Here is a 17028-nt window from a genome sequence, read left to right on the forward strand (position 1 = left end):
CTGGATCTGATCCAACAGGTCTTTGGCAGGGCCTTCAGCCCAGCGCCGTGTCGAGGAACATCATCACCGCAAACCCCATCATCAAGCCCAGGGTGGCCGGGGTTTCATGGCCGTTACGATGGGTCTCGGGAATCACCTCGTGGGACACCACGAAGATCATCGCCCCCGCCGCCAGCCCCAGGCTGATGGGGTACGCGATGGCGACGCCCGACGACATGCCCAGGCCGATCACCGCGCCCAGTGGTTCCATCAACCCCGAACCAACCGCGATGAGCGCGGCGCGCAAGGTGCTGATACCGGTGACGCGCAGTGCCATGGCAATGGCCAGGCCTTCGGGGATGTCCTGGATGGCGATGGCAGTGGTCAGGGGCAGGCCGACCTTGAAGTCGCCGTCGGCAAAACTGACGCCGATGGCCATGCCCTCCGGCAAGTTGTGCAAGGTGATGGCAAGCACGAACAGCCAGACGCGATTGATGCGCTCGACCTGGGGCCCACGTCGGCCACTGAGTTCGTGCTCGTGCGGCACGAAACGGTCCAGGCCGATCATGAGAACAACGCCCAAGCCCAGGCCGACCACGACGACAAATGCGGCGAGCAACTGGTTGCCACAGATGACTTGTGCCGCCTCGATGCCTGGCAGGATCAACGAGAAAGAACTGGCGGCGAGCATCATGCCGGCGGCAAAACCGAGCATGATGTCCTGGGTACGCGAGGAGATATCGCGCAGTACCACAGCCATCAACGCCCCCAGGGCGGTAGCGGCAAAGCCCGAGGTACCGCCCAGCACCGCGTAGCCCAGGTTCTGACGGTCGGCGCCGACCAGGGCGTTGTAGCCGCTGTAAAGCAGCAATGCAGTCACCAACGCCAGCCCGAGCCAGAACGTCACCCCCAGCAACAGGTTGTCTTGCACCGGGTTCAGCCAGGTGCGCCAGGGGGATCGAATCCGGGAGGTGGGCTGGTCCATCGAAGGTCCTTACGGGTCTTGACCAAAACATGGCTGATCGTGCGCCTAAACGGTGACAACGATCAAACGTAATATCCAGGCAAGGAAGCGCTGCCCTCGCCGTTTTTTTATAGTCGAAGGAAGTAACAGGATGATTTATCTTTTATTCAATAAACGAGACCAAGGGTGATTGACTCAGCGATTAACCAATATCTTTTAACGAATAAAGCGGAAAAGCTGTAAAAGCCGGCTGTAGTTTAAACCCGGCAAACTCCACTATATAAACCCGTTGGGGCCCCATGCCATGGGCACGGGGCTAGCCATGTCAGCGGGCATTATGAATCGTCGCCACGGCTGTTTTCACCGCCTTTTCTACCCGCGTTGGAGGCTTTTTCCCGATCGTTGGCAAAGTTGCCGCCCGAGGCTTGGCCACCTTTGCGGCCGGCTTCCGACGCCCGTTCAGGGTCGTTGGCAAAATTACCGCCCGAGGCTTGCCCGCCTTTGCGGCCGGCTTCTGCGGCACGCCCAGGGTCGTTGGCAAAATTACCACCCGATGCCTGCCCTCCCTTGCGCCCGGCCTCGGATGCACGCTCAGGATTATTGGCGAAGTTGCCACCTGATGCATGGCCGCCCTTTTTCCCGGCTGCCGATGCCTTTTCACGATCGTTAGCGAAATTGCCAGGATTGTTATTTCCTGTGTTAGCCATTTCATTCACCTCGTTTAGTTGATATCAACGAGCCTTGCTGGCTCGTCTTATTCGGAAAACATGACGCCGCCAAGGTTTTAAGAGAAATCTGCAAACGGCGACGAGTGGTCAATGCCGATATTTCCCCTGCTGCCTCGGCCTCTATTGCAACAGGCAGTGATTGATTAGCCGCCCTGAACACCGAAACTTCATCCAGCAAAATCCTGTGGGAGCGAGCTTGCTCGCGATGGCGGTGTGTCAGTCAATATCAATACAGGCTGATCCGACGCTATCGCGAGCAAGCTCGCTCCCACAGGGGGCCAGGTCGCGCCAGCACCCCGTTGCAGCGGTCTCGAAGGCGCGTCAGGAAGAGCCCACCATCAACTGCACCTCAAGGTTGGCCGTCGCCACACCGTGGTTTGCCACATACACATCGGCGGTCCAGCCCTTGGTCTGGTTGTGATAGGACTGAGTGCCCAAGGCCGTGCCGCTGTCCCACTCCAGGATGTCGCCAATATCGATGTCATTGGCCGAACGCAGCGCCAGCACGGTATGGCCGTGCTCCTTCCCCACATACACACCCACCAATCCGCGCTGCCTGTTGATGGCCCGTACTTCACCGATGGTCTGCTTCATAAGCCTCCTCTGCGACAGGTTCAGAGCGACCGAAACAACCCGATCGCTCTTTCACACATAAGTGTGGAGGCCCCTCCTGCAAGGAAAGTTTGCAGAACAGCGCCGCTGAGCGACGAAAGGCGTGACGCAGGCCTCGTGCTCGACAGTGCTACCCTCAACGAATCCAGGCCCACGGAGAACCCCCCATGCCGGACGATTTCCATCGCGAACCGCTCGATCAGTTGCAGGCGTACCTGGCCGGACGCCGTTTCCTGGTGCTCACCGGTGCCGGCATCAGCACCCCTTCGGGCATCCCCGACTACCGCGACAGCGACGGTGTGCGCCGGGGTCGACAGCCGATGATGTACCAGGAGTTCCTCGCCCAGGCCGAGGCACGACGGCGCTACTGGGCGCGGGCGATGCTGGGCTGGCCCCGCGTGCGGCAGGCCAGGCCGAACGCGGCTCACGAGGCCTTGGCCGAGTTGCAGGCACGGCAATGCATCACCGGCCTGATTACCCAGAATGTCGACACGCTGCATGACCAGGCCGGCAGCCAGGACGTCATCGAACTGCACGGCAGCCTGCATCGCGTGCTGTGCCTGGATTGTGGCCAGCGTAGCCAACGACAGCAGATTCAACAGTTGATGGAAACCGAAAACCCTTACCTGGCCGGCGTCGATGCGGTGCAGGCGCCCGATGGCGACACCCTGCTCGACCCGGCTTTCGAGGCGCGCTTCCAGGTGCCCCGCTGCCCTCATTGCGGCGGCGAGCGGTTGAAACCCGACGTGGTGTTTTTCGGCGAGAACGTCGCCCCCCTCACCGCGACCCGCGCCGTGCAAGCCGTCGAGCAAGCGGACGGCCTGCTGGTGGTGGGCTCGTCGCTGATGGCGTATTCGGCGTTTCGCCTGTGCCGGGCCATCAAGGACCAGGGCAAGCCGCTGCTGGCGATCAACCGGGGCAAGACCCGGGCCGATGAGCTGCTGGACCTCAAGCTGGAAGAGCCGTGTGAACAACTGTTGCCACTGTTGATCTGACACCACGCCATACCCCTGTGGGAGCGGGCTTGCTCGCGAATGCGGTGTGTCAGTCGATATCTGCGTAGCTGACACACCGCTTTCGCGAGCAAGCCCGCTCCCACAGGGGATTGTGGTTACTTCGGTATCAACTGCGCCCCCAAATCCTGATCCCTGAGCGTATCGAACAACGCCTGCGCCGCCGTCGACAGTTCATACCCCGGCTTGGTCAGCACCCCGATGGCCCGTTCGATCACCGGATCGCTCAAGGTGATGCAGCGGGCACCCAGTTCATGCATCTGCCCGACGCACAGCGCCGGCACGGCACTCACCCCCAGCCCGCTGGCGACCATCCGCCCGACGGTCGCCAACTGGTGGCTCTCGAACTCCACAGGCAGTTTCATGCCCCGGGCCTGCAGATGTTCTTCCAGCATCACCCGTACGGTGGAGGGTCGTTGCAACGTGATGAAGGGCTGTTCCAGCAAGGTTTCCCACTGGATCTCGTCGCGCAGGGCAAGCGGTGAGTCCAGCGGCACCACCGCGACGAAGCGATCGAGATACAAAGGTGTGAACGCCAATGACGAACCCTGCATCGGCTCGAACGCCACGCCCAATTCGACATGACGATCACGCACCATTTCCAGCACCTGTTCGTTGATCACGTCGTTGACCGTGACGTTGACATTCGGGTAGCGGGCGCGGAAGGTCTTGAGGATCGGCGGCAACAAGTTGCCGGCAAATGACGGCATCGCCGCCAACGTCACGCGGCCGCGCTGCAAGGTGAAGCGCTGGCGCATTTCGTCCTCGGCGTTGTCCCAGTCGGCAATCAGCCGTCGGGCCAGTGGCAGCAAGGATTCACCTTCGGGCGTCAGCGCCACGTTACGGGTATTGCGGCTGAACAAGCGACCGCCAAGGCCTTCTTCCAGGGCCTTGATGGTCAGGCTCAGGGCCGATTGGGACAGATGCAGCCGCTCGCAGGCCACGGCAAAGCTCAGGCTCTGGGCCACGGCGAGGAAGGCGCGGATTTGCTTGAGGGTCATGGGCGTCCTGTGTCCGGTTGCGTAGGAGCTGCCGAAGGCTCGGGCCGCGTTCGGACGATCTTTTGATCTTTCGCTTGGGATTCAAGCGTCTGGGGGAGAGATCGCAGCCTCGCTGCACTCGACAGCTCCTACACAGCTCCTACACAGCTCCTACAGTGGGAGGCAATTATTGAGTTTTATCAATCAATCCAACCTAAAAATCAACTTAACAAATATATGACTTGGCGCAACACTGCATTCCATTGCGACCCCATCAAGAATAAAAGAGGTGTCTATGGCAGGTTTCGACAAACGCGTGAGCTCCTATGAAGAAGCGCTGGAAGGCTTGAAGGACGGCATGACCGTCATCGCCGGCGGCTTCGGCCTGTGCGGTATCCCGGAAAACCTGATCGCCGAGATCAAGCGCAAGGGCATCCGCGACCTCACCGTGGTGTCCAACAACTGCGGCGTCGACGGTTTCGGCCTCGGCGTGCTGCTGGAAGACCGGCAGATCCGCAAGGTGGTCGCCTCCTACGTGGGCGAAAACGCCCTGTTCGAGAAGCAGCTGCTCAGCGGCGAAATCGAAGTCGTGCTCACCCCCCAAGGCACCCTCGCCGAAAAAATGCGCGCCGGTGGCGCAGGCATCCCGGCGTTCTTCACCGCCACCGGCGTCGGCACCCCGGTGGCCGAAGGCAAGGAAGTGCGTGAATTCCATGGCCGCCAATACCTGATGGAAGAATCCATCACCGGCGACTTCGCCATCGTCAAAGGCTGGAAGGCCGACCATTTCGGCAACGTGATCTATCGCCACACCGCCCAGAACTTCAACCCGCTGGCCGCCACGGCGGGCAAGATCACGGTGGTGGAAGTCGAAGAAATCGTCGAACCCGGCGAGCTGGACCCGACGCAGATCCACACCCCTGGCATCTACGTCGACCGGGTCATTTGTGGCACGTTCGAAAAACGCATCGAACAGCGCACCGTGCGTAAGTGATCCCCTGCCCCCGGCCCGAATGAAGGAATAACAACATGGCACTTTCCCGCGAACAAATGGCTCAACGCGTCGCCCGCGAAATGCAGGACGGCTACTACGTGAACCTGGGCATCGGCATTCCGACCCTGGTCGCCAACTACATTCCCGAAGGCATGGAAGTCATGCTGCAATCGGAAAACGGCCTGCTCGGCATGGGCGCGTTTCCCACCGAAGCCGAAGTCGATGCCGACATGATCAACGCCGGCAAACAGACGGTCACCGCGCGCATCGGCGCGTCGATCTTCTCGTCGGCCGAATCGTTTGCCATGATCCGTGGCGGCCATATCGACCTGACCGTGCTGGGCGCGTTCGAGGTGGATGTCGAAGGTAACATCGCCTCGTGGATGATCCCCGGCAAGCTGGTCAAGGGCATGGGCGGCGCGATGGACCTGGTGGCCGGTGCCGAGAACATCATCGTCACCATGACCCATGCGTCCAAGGACGGCGAATCGAAACTGCTGCCCCGTTGCAGCCTGCCGCTGACCGGCGCCGGTTGCATCAAGCGGGTGCTGACCGACCTCGCCTACCTGGAAATCCAGGACGGCGCCTTCATCTTGAAAGAACGTGCCCCAGGCGTCAGCGTCGAGGAAATCGTCGCCAAGACCGCCGGCAAATTGATCGTGCCGGACCACGTGCCGGAAATGCAGTTCGCTGCCCAGTGAGGAGAGATTCGATGCAAGAAGTCGTGATTGTCGCCGCTACCCGTACCGCCATTGGCAGTTTCCAGGGTTCGCTGGCTGCCATTCCCGCGCCGGAACTCGGTGCCGCGGTGATTCGTCGCCTGCTGGAACAGACCGGTTTGTCCGGCGAACAGGTCGATGAAGTGATTCTTGGCCAGGTGCTGACCGCAGGATCCGGGCAAAACCCGGCTCGCCAGGCGGCAATTCTGGCCGGCCTGCCTCATGCGGTGCCGGCGCTGACGCTGAACAAGGTCTGCGGTTCGGGACTCAAGGCGTTGCACCTGGGCGCCCAGGCGATCCGCTGTGGCGACGCCGACGTCATCATCGCCGGCGGCATGGAGAACATGAGCCTGGCCCCGTACGTGTTGCCGGCCGCCCGCACCGGCCTGCGCATGGGCCACGCGAAGATGATCGACAGCATGATCACCGACGGCCTGTGGGACGCCTTCAACGATTACCACATGGGCATCACCGCCGAGAACCTGGTGGACAAGTACGGCATCAGCCGCGAGGAGCAGGACGCTTTCGCTGCCGCGTCCCAACAGAAGGCCGTCGCCGCGATCGAGGGCGGTCGGTTCGCCGATGAGATCACGCCGATCCTGATTCCCCAGCGCAAAGGCGATCCTGTGGCGTTCGCCACTGACGAACAGCCGCGCGCCGGTACCACCGCCGAATCCTTGGGCAAACTCAAGCCTGCCTTCAAGAAAGATGGCAGCGTCACTGCGGGCAACGCGTCCTCGCTCAACGATGGCGCCGCCGCGGTGATCCTGATGAGCGCGGAAAAAGCCAAGGCCCTGGGCCTGCCCGTGCTGGCGAAAATCAGTGCCTACGCCAATGCCGGCGTCGACCCGGCCATCATGGGCATTGGCCCGGTCTCGGCCACCCGTCGCTGCCTGGACAAGGCTGGCTGGTCGCTGGATCAACTGGACCTGGTCGAAGCCAACGAAGCCTTCGCCGCCCAGTCGCTGGCCGTGGCCCGGGAATTGAAATGGGACATGGACAAGGTCAACGTCAACGGCGGCGCCATCGCCCTGGGCCACCCTATCGGCGCATCGGGGTGCCGAGTCCTGGTGTCGCTGCTGCATGAAATGATCAAGCGCGACGCCAAGAAAGGCCTCGCGACACTGTGCATCGGCGGCGGCCAAGGCGTGGCCCTGGCGCTGGAACGGGCATAACCGACACAAGTTCAACGGTGGTTGCGCGGACCCACGAATATCCGCGCAGCCACTGGCACCACCACCGGCGCAACCTCGGTTGCGCCGGTTTTTTTTGCCTGCTGGTTTTGAGCACGCCCTACCGGCCCCTTCGCGAGCATGCTCGCTCCCACAGCCTGGGTGTTCACAGATGCGGTGTCCACCACAGATCCACTGTGGGAGCGAGCTTGCTCGCGATGGCGGTGGGTCAGGCGACGATGAGCCGTCAGGAACCTGCGCCAAACCGGTCACGGCTGTTGGTCAGGTGCAGCCACATGGCGGCGCGGGCGGCGTCCGGGTCCTGGCGTTTGATGGCGTTGAAGATCGCCTCATGCTCGAGGTTGGCCAGTTGTGCCAGCTTGCCCAGGTCGGCCTGGCCGCGTTCGGCCACGTTCACTCGGGTCCTGGGGATCATCGCACTGCCCAGGTGCTGCATGATTTCGACAAAACAGGCATTGTCCGTGGCCTCGGCGATGAGCAGATGGAAGCGCCGGTCGGCCTCGACACAGCTGTCGTTGTTGCTGGACAACCGCTGATAGTCATCCAGCGCCTGGCGCATCTGCTGCAACTGGTGTTCGCTGCGACGCTGGGCCGCCAAGGCCACCGCCTGGGTTTCCAGGCCCAGGCGCAGCTCCAGGATTGCCCGCACACCCGCCGCAGTGTCGACATTGAGCCGCAACCCCGGCTCGCCGGTTTGCGCCAGCACAAAGGTGCCGATGCCGTGGCGGGTCTCCACCAGCCCCGAAGCCTGCAACTTGGAAATCGCCTCGCGCACCACGGTCCGGCTGACGCCGTGGGTCTGCACGATGGCGCCTTCCGACGGCAACTTCTCTCCTGGCTTCAACTGCCCCAACAAGATGCTCTGGCTCAGCTTCGCCACCAGGTCATGGGCCAGGTTGTGGGTACGCTTGCGCAGGGGTGCTTCGGTGTCTTGCGGCATCGCCAGGGTTCCTCGAAAAAAGGCTGATCGATCCTACCACCGGCAGGCTTGAGAGTGAGCATTACAGAACGCCAAACTTGTATGACAACACACTATATCTGGCGATTAACTTCGAAAATCAACGCCAAAAAAACCTCGACCCCTACCGCACCGCACCCCCTGCGCACAATCAAAAACCTCAACACCACCTAATAAATACGGCACAAACAAGTCCAACCGCCCATCCAGTCGCGCTAAAAAATGTCTTGTCACTCAAAAAAATCAAGTTGTATGATGTCTATCAACATCGGCACCTGCACGATGCCCCGCATAAAAATAACGAGTGGGAGAAAAACCAGTGAACACATCCAGCCTCAAGGCGAATGCCGGAGCGGATCCGGTGCTGCTGTCGGCCATTGCCAAGGTCAAGCGCCACATCCTGCCGCTGTTCGTCATCATGTTTATCGTCAATTACATCGACCGTGTGAACATCGGCTTCGTGCGTGCCCATATGGAGCACGACCTGGGCATCGGTGCCGCGGCCTATGGCTTTGGTGCCGGCCTGTTCTTCATCGGCTATGCGCTGTTCGAAGTCCCGTCCAACATCCTCTTGCAACGAATCGGCGCGCGCATCTGGCTGACCCGCATCATGCTCACCTGGGGCCTGGTGGCCGCCTGCATGGCCTTCATCCAGAACGAAACCCACTTCTACATCCTGCGCTTCCTGCTGGGCGTGGCCGAAGCCGGTTTCTTCCCTGGGGTGATCTACTACTTCACCCGCTGGCTGCCGGGTGTCGAACGCGGCAAAGCCATCGCCATCTTCCTCAGCGGTTCGGCCATCGCGTCGCTGATCTCAGGCCCGCTGTCGGGGCTGCTGCTGCAAATCAACGGCCTGGGCATGCACGGCTGGCAGTGGATGTACTTCATCGAAGGGATGTTTTCCGTCTGCCTGTGCGTCTTCGTCTGGTTCTGGCTGGACTCCAAGCCCCACGACGCCAAATGGTTGAGCCGCGAAGAACAAGATGTGCTGGTCCAGACCATCGACGATGAACAGCGCGCACGGGAAGCTGCTTCGCCGATCAAACTGTCCATCGGCCAGCTGCTCAAGGACCGCCAGATCCTCCTGTTTTGCCTGATCTACTTCTTCATCCAATTGACGATCTATGCCGCCACGTTCTGGCTGCCGAGCATCATCAAGAAAATGGGCGAACTGAGCGACATCCAGGTCGGGCTGTTCAACTCGATCCCGTGGTTGCTGTCGATTGTCGGCATGTACGCCTTCGCCTCGTTGTCGGCCAAGTGGAAATTCCAGCAGGCCTGGGTCGCCACGGCCCTGTTGATCGCGGCAGCCGGGATGTTCATGTCCACCACCGGCGGACCGATCTTCGCCTTCGTCGCCATCTGTTTCGCGGCCCTGGGTTTCAAATCCGCATCGTCGCTGTTCTGGCCGATTCCCCAGGCTTACCTGGACGCCCGGATCGCCGCCGGGGTGATTGCCCTGATCAACTCGGTGGGCAACCTCGGCGGGTTCGTCGCCCCGACCACGTTCGGTCTGCTGGAGGAGCACACCGGCTCGATCCAGGGCGGCCTCTACGGCTTGGCGGCCACCTCGATCATTGCCGCGATCATCGTGTTTGCCGCACGCAACACGCCCAAGCCCAAAGCCGTGACAACCCCAGCCGACCCGGCCGCCAGCCACGTCTGATCATTCGATTGTTCAAGGATAAGTACAGATGAGCACCCCAGAAACCAGCAAAGCCCCGATCATCACCAGCATGCAGATCGTGCCCGTGGCCGGCCATGACGGCATGTTGCTGAACCTCAGCGGCGCCCATGGCCCGTTCTTCACCCGCAACATCGTCATCCTCAAGGACAACGCCGGCCACACCGGCGTGGGCGAGGTACCCGGTGGCGAGCGCATTCGCCAGACCCTCGAAGACGCCCGCTCGCTGGTGGTCGGCAGCCCCATCGGCACGTACCAGAAGATCCTCAACACCGTGCGCCACGCCTTCGCCGACCGCGATGCCGGCGGCCGTGGCCTGCAGACTTTCGACCTGCGCATCACCATCCACGCGGTGACCGGCCTGGAAGCGGCACTGCTGGACCTGCTCGGCCAACACCTGGACGTACCGGTCGCGGCGCTGCTTGGCGAAGGCCAGCAGCGCGATGAAGTGAAAATGCTCGGCTATCTGTTTTACGTCGGCGATCGCCAGCAGACCGACCTGCCCTACCGCAGCGAACCGGACGCCGACAACGACTGGTTTCGTGTGCGCCACGAAAAAGCCCTGGACGCCGACGCCGTGGTCCGCCTGGCCGAGGCCGCCCACGCCCGCTATGGCTTCCAGGACTTCAAGCTCAAGGGCGGCGTGCTGCAAGGCGACGCAGAGATCGAAGCGGTCACGGCGCTGGCCGAGCGCTTTCCCCAGGCACGCATCACCCTGGACCCGAACGGCGCCTGGTCACTCAAGGAAGCGGTGCGTTTGTGTCGCGACCAGCACAAGGTGCTGGCCTACGCCGAAGACCCTTGCGGTGCCGAGAATGGCTATTCGGGCCGCGAGGTCATGGCCGAGTTCCGCCGCGCCACGGGCCTGAAGACCGCCACCAACATGATCGCCACCGACTGGCGCGAGATGGGCCACGCCATCACCTTGCAGTCCGTGGACATTCCCCTGGCCGATCCGCACTTCTGGACCATGCAGGGTTCGGTACGGGTGGCACAGATGTGCCATGAATGGGGCCTGACCTGGGGATCGCACTCCAACAACCACTTCGACATTTCCCTGGCGATGTTCACCCACGTGGCCGCCGCCGCACCGGGCGACATCACGGCCATCGACACCCATTGGATCTGGCAGGACGGCCAGCGGCTGACCAAGGCGCCGTTGCAGATCCAGGGCGGTTGCGTGCAGGTGCCGAAAAAACCGGGGCTGGGGATTGAGCTGGACATCGACCAACTGGCCAAGGCCCATGAGTTGTACAAGGGCATGGGCCTTGGCGCGCGGGACGATGCGGTGGCGATGCAGTTCCTGATTCCGGGCTGGACGTTCAACAACAAGCGACCGTGCCTGGTTCGCTGAGTCGATCAGAAGTGACCTGCGAATGATCGTTCCTCACGCTCTGCGTGGGAATGCGGCCAGGGACGCTCCGCGTTCCAATAGCGTGACGCAGAGCGTCACAGGAGGCATTCCCACGCGGAGCGTGGGAACGATCAGACATCCAGGCTTAGCCTTCTAACCCTCCGGCCGCAGAATCAATACCGCCAACGGCGGCAAGTTGAGTTCCAGCGACAGGGCCTGGCCATGGCTGGGCACTTCTTCGGTGGAGGCCCCGCCGCCATTGCCATAGTTGGAGCCGGCGTAGGTGTCGGCATCGCTGTTGAGCAATTCGACCCAGCGCCCGCCGAACGGCACGCCGACCCGGTAGGCCTCGCGTGGCACCGGTGTGAAGTTGGCGACCACCAGCACCGGCCGGCCCTCCTTGCTCCAGCGCAGCCAGGCGTAGACGCTGTTGAGCGCATCGTCACCAATCAACCACTGGAACCCCTGGGGCGCATCATCCTGGTCATGCAGCGCCGGTTCTTCGCGATACAGCCGGTTCAGATCGCTCACCAGTTTCTGCACGCCACGGTGCTCAGGGTATTGCAGCAGGTACCAGTCCAATTGCTGGTCGTGGTTCCACTCGCGCCATTGGCCAAACTCACAGCCCATGAACAACAGCTTCTTGCCGGGATGGCCCCACATGAAGCTGAGGTAGGCCCTCAGGTTGGCGAATTTCTGCCAACGGTCACCGGGCATCTTGTCGATCAGCGAGCGTTTGCCATGAACCACCTCGTCATGGGAAATCGGCAGGACGAAGCGCTCGGACCAGGCATACACCAGGCCAAAACTCAGTTCGTTGTGGTGATGGGCGCGGTACACCGGGTCTTGCTGGATGTAGTGCAGCGAATCGTGCATCCAGCCCATGTTCCACTTGTAGGCAAAACCCAGGCCGCCCTGCTGGGTGCTCTGGCTGACGCCTGGCCACGCCGTGGATTCTTCGGCGATGACCAGCGCACCGGGGGTTTCCAGCGCCACCACATCGTTGAGGTGCCGCAGGAAATCGATGGCTTCGAGGTTTTCCCGTCCGCCGTGGCGGTTAGGCACCCACTCACCGGCCTTGCGCGAATAGTCGCGGTACAACATCGAGGCCACGGCATCCACCCGCAGGCCATCGACGTGGAAATGCTTGAGCCAGTGCAGCGCCGACGCCAGCATGAAGCCGTGCACTTCGGTGCGGCCCAGGTTGTAGATCAGCGTGTCCCAATCCTGGTGGAAGCCTTCCAGCGGGTTGCCGTATTCGTACAGCGCAGTACCGTCGAACTGGGCCAGGCCGTGGGTGTCGGTGGGAAAATGCGCCGGTACCCAGTCGAGGATGACGCCGATATTGGCCTGGTGACAGGCGTTGACGAACGCCGCGAAATCGTCTGGCGAGCCGAAGCGTGCCGTCGGCGCGAATTGCGACAGCGGCTGATAGCCCCAGGAACCGCCGAACGGGTGCTCCATGATCGGCATCAGCTCGATGTGGGTGAAGCCCAGGTCCTTGACATACGGAATCAGCCGCTCGGCCATTTCATGCCAGTTGTATTGCCGGGCCACCTCCCCCGCCTCGTCGATTTCGCACTGCCAGGAGCCGGCGTGCAATTCGTAGATCGACAGCGGCGCACCCGGGAGCTGGCGCTCGCGACGGTGCTGCATCCACTCGTCGTCCTGCCATTCGATCTTCAGGGGTGAGGCGACTCTCGACGCCGTGTCTGGCGGCATCTGCGTGGCCAGGGCCACTGGGTCGGCCTTGAGCGGCAGGATGCCGTGGGCACCGAGGATTTCATACTTGTAACCTTCACCGGCACCCAGCCTGGGGACGAATATCTCCCACACGCCGGACGGATAACGGATGCGCATCGGATGCCGACGCCCGTCCCAGACGTTGAAATCCCCGACCACCGAAACGCGCCGGGCATTCGGCGCCCAGACCGCGAACCGCACGCCGTCGATGCCATCGACGGTGGTCAGTTGCGCACCGAGGCAGGAACTGAGATCGCGGTGATTGCCCTCGCCAAACAGGTAAAGGTCCATCTCCCCCAGCAACGGACCGAAGCTGTAGGGGTCTTCGGCAACCTGCTCGCCGCCGGCCCAACGGGTGCGCAGCAAGTACGCCTGGGCACGGTCGAAATGGCCGACGAACAGCCCCGGGGTTGCGGTGGGTTGCAGTTCCCCCAGCTCTTCGCCGCCATCGCGGGCCAGCACATGCACGCTCAGGGCTCCGGGCAGATACGCGCGAATGAACTGGCCGCCGGCGTCGTCGCCATGAGGCCCCAGGATGGAAAACGGGTCGTGGTGTTCGGCGCGCACCAGCGCGTCGATGTCATGGGGCGCCGGCAGCAACGACTCTTTGGCCTGCCCCTGTGGTTCTTTGTTCGAGACACTCATGATTCTCTCCACTAAATCGGTCCGGCTACGTCGGAAAAGGGTTGCAGCCCACTCAATAACCCGACCAGACCGTGCAACGGCACGGGCAGCCAGGTGGGGCGATTCTCGGCTTCATAGGCCACTTCATAGGCCGCCTTCTCCAGGCCGAACAACGCCAGCGCGGCGTCTTCGCCTTCAGCATCCTTCCACTCATGGGCAAGACTAGCTGCCGCCAGCCGATATGCCTCGACAAATGCCTGGCGAGCCTCTTTCAGATAACGATCGGCGACCCGTTGCCGCGCCGCATCGGCATCGGCCGTGCTGTCGACGGTGTGCAAGTGAATCGCCATGGCTGCCGCATAATCGAAGGAACGCAGCACGCCACTGACGTCCTTATAGGGGCTGTGCTTACCCCGTCGTTCATGCAATGGTCGCGCCGGCTCACCTTCGAAGTCGATCAGGTAGGCGTCGCCCTTGATCACCAGCACCTGCCCCAGGTGCAGGTCACCGTGGACGCGAATGCGCAAGCCTCCTTCAGCCTTGCCGGCCAGTGCCTGGACATGGGCCAGGACGGTTTTCTTGTGCTCCAGCAAGCGTGCGACCATGGCCTGGTCCGCGGGGTTCAATTGGCCCTGGTTCTGCTTGAGCAGGCGCAAGGCGTTTTCCACTTGGGCGACCACGTCCTTGCCGATGGCCTGGGCTTGCTTGGCGTTGGTGGCCTGCGGCGCGAAGTCCGGATCGTCGGTAGCCTGGGCCAATACCTGGTGCATTTCCCCCAGGCGCTGGCCGAGCATGCCGGCGAAATCCTTCAGTTCGCCCAGGGCGTTGTAATGCTGCTCCTGTTCGGAGACTGCGTCCGCCAGCTCATCGCGCAGGGCGCGTTCGAGGTTGTTCTGGGTCCATTCCCAGGCATCGCCCTGATTGCTCAAATAGCCCTGGGCGATCATCAGCAGCGCATCTTCACCCTGGGCGTCGCGGCGAACCACCGAACCCAACAGCGGTGAAATATTGCTGAAACCGGCAGCGGTCAGGTAGGCGCTCATTTCCAGTTCCGGGTGGACACCCGAGGCGACCTTGCGAATCAACTTGAGCACCAGGCTGCTGCCCACCACCACCGAACTGTTGGACTGTTCGGCGGACAGGTAACGCACCTCTGGTTCGTCTCCCAGGTTCAGCGCGGCCAGGCCTTCGGTGGGTTCGAAGCGCAACTCACCTTCGGCGAACGGCAGCACCGTGGCGGCCTGCATGCTGTGCAGCACGGCGCGCACGAAGCTTTCCAGGCTGAATGCATCGGTGATCAGGCCCACCTGACGCACCCGACGTACCCGCGACAACGCCAGTTGCTGCGGTAACGCCGCACCCACCTGGTCTTCGGCGAGCAGGCCGAACGGCAGTTGATAACGCAGGGTCTGGCCGCCACTGGTGACATCGATTTCACTGAGCAGCACCGGGTGCTGCGGGTCACCAAAGCGCACGCCGTAGACAATCTCGACCTTCTGGATCGCACTGTCCTTGCCGGCGAACCAGCGCCGGTTCTGCAGCCAGCTCGGCAGAATGGTTTGCTCCAGCGTGGTGCGCGATGGCGCTTCGAGTAATTCTTCCAGGCGTTTTTTCAGCACCAGGGTGGTGAAGTCCGGCAAGCTCTGGGCCGGTTCCACGTGCCAGCTCGGCATCTGGTTCTCGGTTGCCAGGGCGAACCAATAGAAGCCATACGGCGCCAGGGTCAGCAGGAAGTTCAACTGGCCGATGGGTGGGAAAGCGTTACCGCCGAGCATCTCCACCGGGACCATGCCGGCGTAGGTCGACAGATCCAGTTCGGCAGCCTGGGCGCTGCGGGACACGTTGGCCACGCAGAGGATGATTTCGTGCTTGCCGTCGGGGCCGGTGTATTCGCGGGTATAAGCCAGGATCCGGCGATTGCTCGGCGAGAGCATCTTCAACGTGCCACGGCCGAAGGCCTTGGACTGCTTGCGCACCGCCAGCATCCGCCGGGTCCAGTTGAGCAGCGAGTGCGGATCGCCCGCCTGGGTCTCGACGTTGACCGACTGGTAGCCGTATTGCGGGTCCATGATCGGCGGCAACACCAGGCTGGCCGGGTCGGCGCGGGAGAAGCCGCCGTTGCGGTCGATGGACCATTGCATCGGCGTACGCACGCCATCGCGGTCGCCCAGGTAGATGTTGTCGCCCATGCCGATTTCATCGCCGTAGTACAGCGTCGGCGTGCCGGGCATCGACAGCAGCAGGCTGTTGAGCAGCTCGACGCGACGACGGTCGCGCTCCACCAACGGCGCCAGGCGCCGACGAATACCCAGGTTGATGCGCGCCCGACGGTCGGCGGCGTAGTAGTTCCACAGGTAGTCACGCTCCTTGTCGGTGACCATCTCCAGGGTCAACTCATCATGGTTGCGCAGGAAAATCGCCCACTGGCAATTGGCGGGGATCTCCGGGGTCTGGCGCAGGATGTCGGTGATAGGGAAGCGATCTTCCTGGGCCAGCGCCATGTACATGCGCGGCATCAGCGGGAAGTGGAAGGCCATGTGGCATTCGTCACCGTTCATCCCTTGGGCGTCGACATCGCCGAAGTACAACTGGGTGTCTTCCGGCCACTGGTTGGCTTCGGCCAGCAACATGCGGTCGGGGTAGTTGGCGTCGATCTCGGCGCGGATCAGCTTCAGGACGTCATGGGTCTCAGGCAGGTTTTCGTTGTTGGTGCCGTCGCGCTCGATCAGGTACGGGATGGCGTCCAGGCGCAGGCCGTCGATGCCCATGTCGAGCCAGTAGCGCATCACCGACAGCACGGCCTTGATGACCTGCGGGTTATCGAAGTTGAGGTCGGGCTGGTGGGAGTAGAAGCGGTGCCAGAAGTATTGGCCCGCCACCGGATCCCAGGTCCAGTTGGACTTCTCGGTGTCGAGGAAGATGATTCGCGTGCCGTCGTACTTGTGGTCGTCATCGGACCAGACGTAGAAGTCCCGCGCCTTCGAACCCGGCTTGGCCTTGCGCGCGCGTTGGAACCAGGGGTGCTGGTCCGAGGTGTGGTTGATGACCAGCTCGGTGATCACCCGCAGGTTGCGCTTGTGGGCTTCGGCAATGAACCGCCGCGCATCGGCCATGGTGCCGTAGTCGGCGCTGACGCCGCGGTATTCGGCAATGTCATAACCGTCGTCACGCCGGGGCGAAGGATAGAACGGCAGCAGCCAGATGGTGTTGACGCCCAGGTCGGCGATGTAGTCGAGCTTTTCGATCAGGCCGGGAAAGTCACCGATCCCGTCGTTATTGGAGTCGAAATAGGATTTTACGTGGACCTGGTAAATCACCGCGTCCTTGTACCAGAGCGGATCTTTGATGAAGGTGGCAGACCGGGGTTTCTTCGCCATTTGCAACTCCTGATGAATTCAATAAAGCCGCGGGAGACAGGCTTGTGAGGTCTTGTTGTGTTGTGAGGCCTGCGCTTTGTGGGAGCAAAGCTTGCTCGCGATGCAG

13 protein-coding genes are annotated in these 17028 nt (G+C 62.2%); 6 read left to right on the top strand and 7 right to left on the bottom strand.

The features are described from left to right. Nucleotides 1-34: 34 nt before the first annotated feature. The 3 genes from CFII68_RS06475 to CFII68_RS06465 all read right to left on the bottom strand — a co-directional run bounded on the left by CFII68_RS06475 (nucleotide 35) and on the right by CFII68_RS06465 (nucleotide 2265). Nucleotides 35-964, bottom strand: coding sequence for a ZIP family metal transporter (locus CFII68_RS06475; protein WP_018611365.1), 930 nt, complete (start codon nucleotides 962-964; stop codon nucleotides 35-37). A 314-nt stretch (nucleotides 965-1278) separates the two neighbouring features. Next, nucleotides 1279-1650: a general stress protein gene (locus CFII68_RS06470; protein ID WP_018611367.1), complete on the bottom strand. Its 372-nt coding sequence runs from the start codon at nucleotides 1648-1650 to the stop codon at nucleotides 1279-1281. Between the two features lie 342 nt (nucleotides 1651-1992). Further along, entirely contained in the window at nucleotides 1993-2265 is a 273-nt protein-coding gene (locus CFII68_RS06465) for a hypothetical protein (RefSeq protein ID WP_018611369.1), read from the bottom strand. A 185-nt stretch (nucleotides 2266-2450) separates the two neighbouring features. Between CFII68_RS06465 and CFII68_RS06460 the strand changes: the two genes are divergently transcribed. Further along, on the top strand, nucleotides 2451-3278 hold the full coding sequence (locus tag CFII68_RS06460; protein WP_018611372.1) for an NAD-dependent protein deacetylase: 828 nt from the start codon (nucleotides 2451-2453) through the stop codon (nucleotides 3276-3278). Between the two features lie 116 nt (nucleotides 3279-3394). Here the strand turns inward: CFII68_RS06460 and CFII68_RS06455 are convergent, their stop codons facing one another. Next, complete coding sequence (locus tag CFII68_RS06455) at nucleotides 3395-4297, bottom strand: LysR family transcriptional regulator (protein WP_018611373.1); 903 nt, start codon at nucleotides 4295-4297, stop codon at nucleotides 3395-3397. A gap of 274 nt (nucleotides 4298-4571) precedes the next feature. Here CFII68_RS06455 and CFII68_RS06450 point away from each other — a divergent pair, with 274 nt between their 5' ends. Genes CFII68_RS06450 through CFII68_RS06440 form a run of 3 tightly spaced genes read left to right on the top strand, consistent with a single transcriptional unit; the run spans nucleotide 4572 to nucleotide 7164 of the window. Beyond that, on the top strand, nucleotides 4572-5270 hold the full coding sequence (locus tag CFII68_RS06450; RefSeq protein ID WP_003200117.1) for a CoA transferase subunit A: 699 nt from the start codon (nucleotides 4572-4574) through the stop codon (nucleotides 5268-5270). Nucleotides 5271-5305: 35 nt separating this feature from the next. Beyond that, entirely contained in the window at nucleotides 5306-5971 is a 666-nt protein-coding gene (locus CFII68_RS06445) for a CoA transferase subunit B (protein ID WP_003180355.1), read from the top strand. An 11-nt stretch (nucleotides 5972-5982) separates the two neighbouring features. Further along, nucleotides 5983-7164 (top strand): acetyl-CoA C-acetyltransferase, encoded by a 1182-nt coding sequence (locus tag CFII68_RS06440; RefSeq protein WP_018611380.1) that lies wholly within the window; start codon nucleotides 5983-5985, stop codon nucleotides 7162-7164. A gap of 244 nt (nucleotides 7165-7408) precedes the next feature. On the opposite strand, the gene CFII68_RS06435 is transcribed toward CFII68_RS06440, so the two are convergent. After that, the gene (locus CFII68_RS06435) at nucleotides 7409-8122 is read right to left on the bottom strand and encodes a FadR/GntR family transcriptional regulator (RefSeq protein ID WP_018611382.1); all 714 of its coding nucleotides are present in this window, start codon (nucleotides 8120-8122) and stop codon (nucleotides 7409-7411) included. A 337-nt stretch (nucleotides 8123-8459) separates the two neighbouring features. On the opposite strand from CFII68_RS06435, the gene CFII68_RS06430 reads away from it, so the two are divergent. After that, nucleotides 8460-9806 (top strand): MFS transporter, encoded by a 1347-nt coding sequence (locus CFII68_RS06430; protein WP_018611384.1) that lies wholly within the window; start codon nucleotides 8460-8462, stop codon nucleotides 9804-9806. A gap of 28 nt (nucleotides 9807-9834) precedes the next feature. Next, a complete protein-coding gene (gene gudD / locus CFII68_RS06425; RefSeq protein ID WP_018611386.1) occupies nucleotides 9835-11178 on the top strand; it encodes a glucarate dehydratase in 1344 nt (447 codons plus the stop codon). A 153-nt stretch (nucleotides 11179-11331) separates the two neighbouring features. Here gudD and glgB read toward each other — a convergent pair whose 3' ends face one another. Both glgB and treS read right to left on the bottom strand, forming a co-directional pair. Further along, complete coding sequence (gene glgB / locus CFII68_RS06420) at nucleotides 11332-13566, bottom strand: 1,4-alpha-glucan branching protein GlgB (protein ID WP_018611388.1); 2235 nt, start codon at nucleotides 13564-13566, stop codon at nucleotides 11332-11334. Between the two features lie 11 nt (nucleotides 13567-13577). Further along, nucleotides 13578-16922, bottom strand: coding sequence for a maltose alpha-D-glucosyltransferase (gene treS / locus CFII68_RS06415; RefSeq protein WP_018611390.1), 3345 nt, complete (start codon nucleotides 16920-16922; stop codon nucleotides 13578-13580). Nucleotides 16923-17028: the final 106 nt, after the last annotated feature.

The sequence above is a fragment of the Pseudomonas sp. CFII68 genome, assembly GCF_000416195.1.
Classification (GTDB): domain Bacteria; phylum Pseudomonadota; class Gammaproteobacteria; order Pseudomonadales; family Pseudomonadaceae; genus Aquipseudomonas; species Aquipseudomonas kilonensis.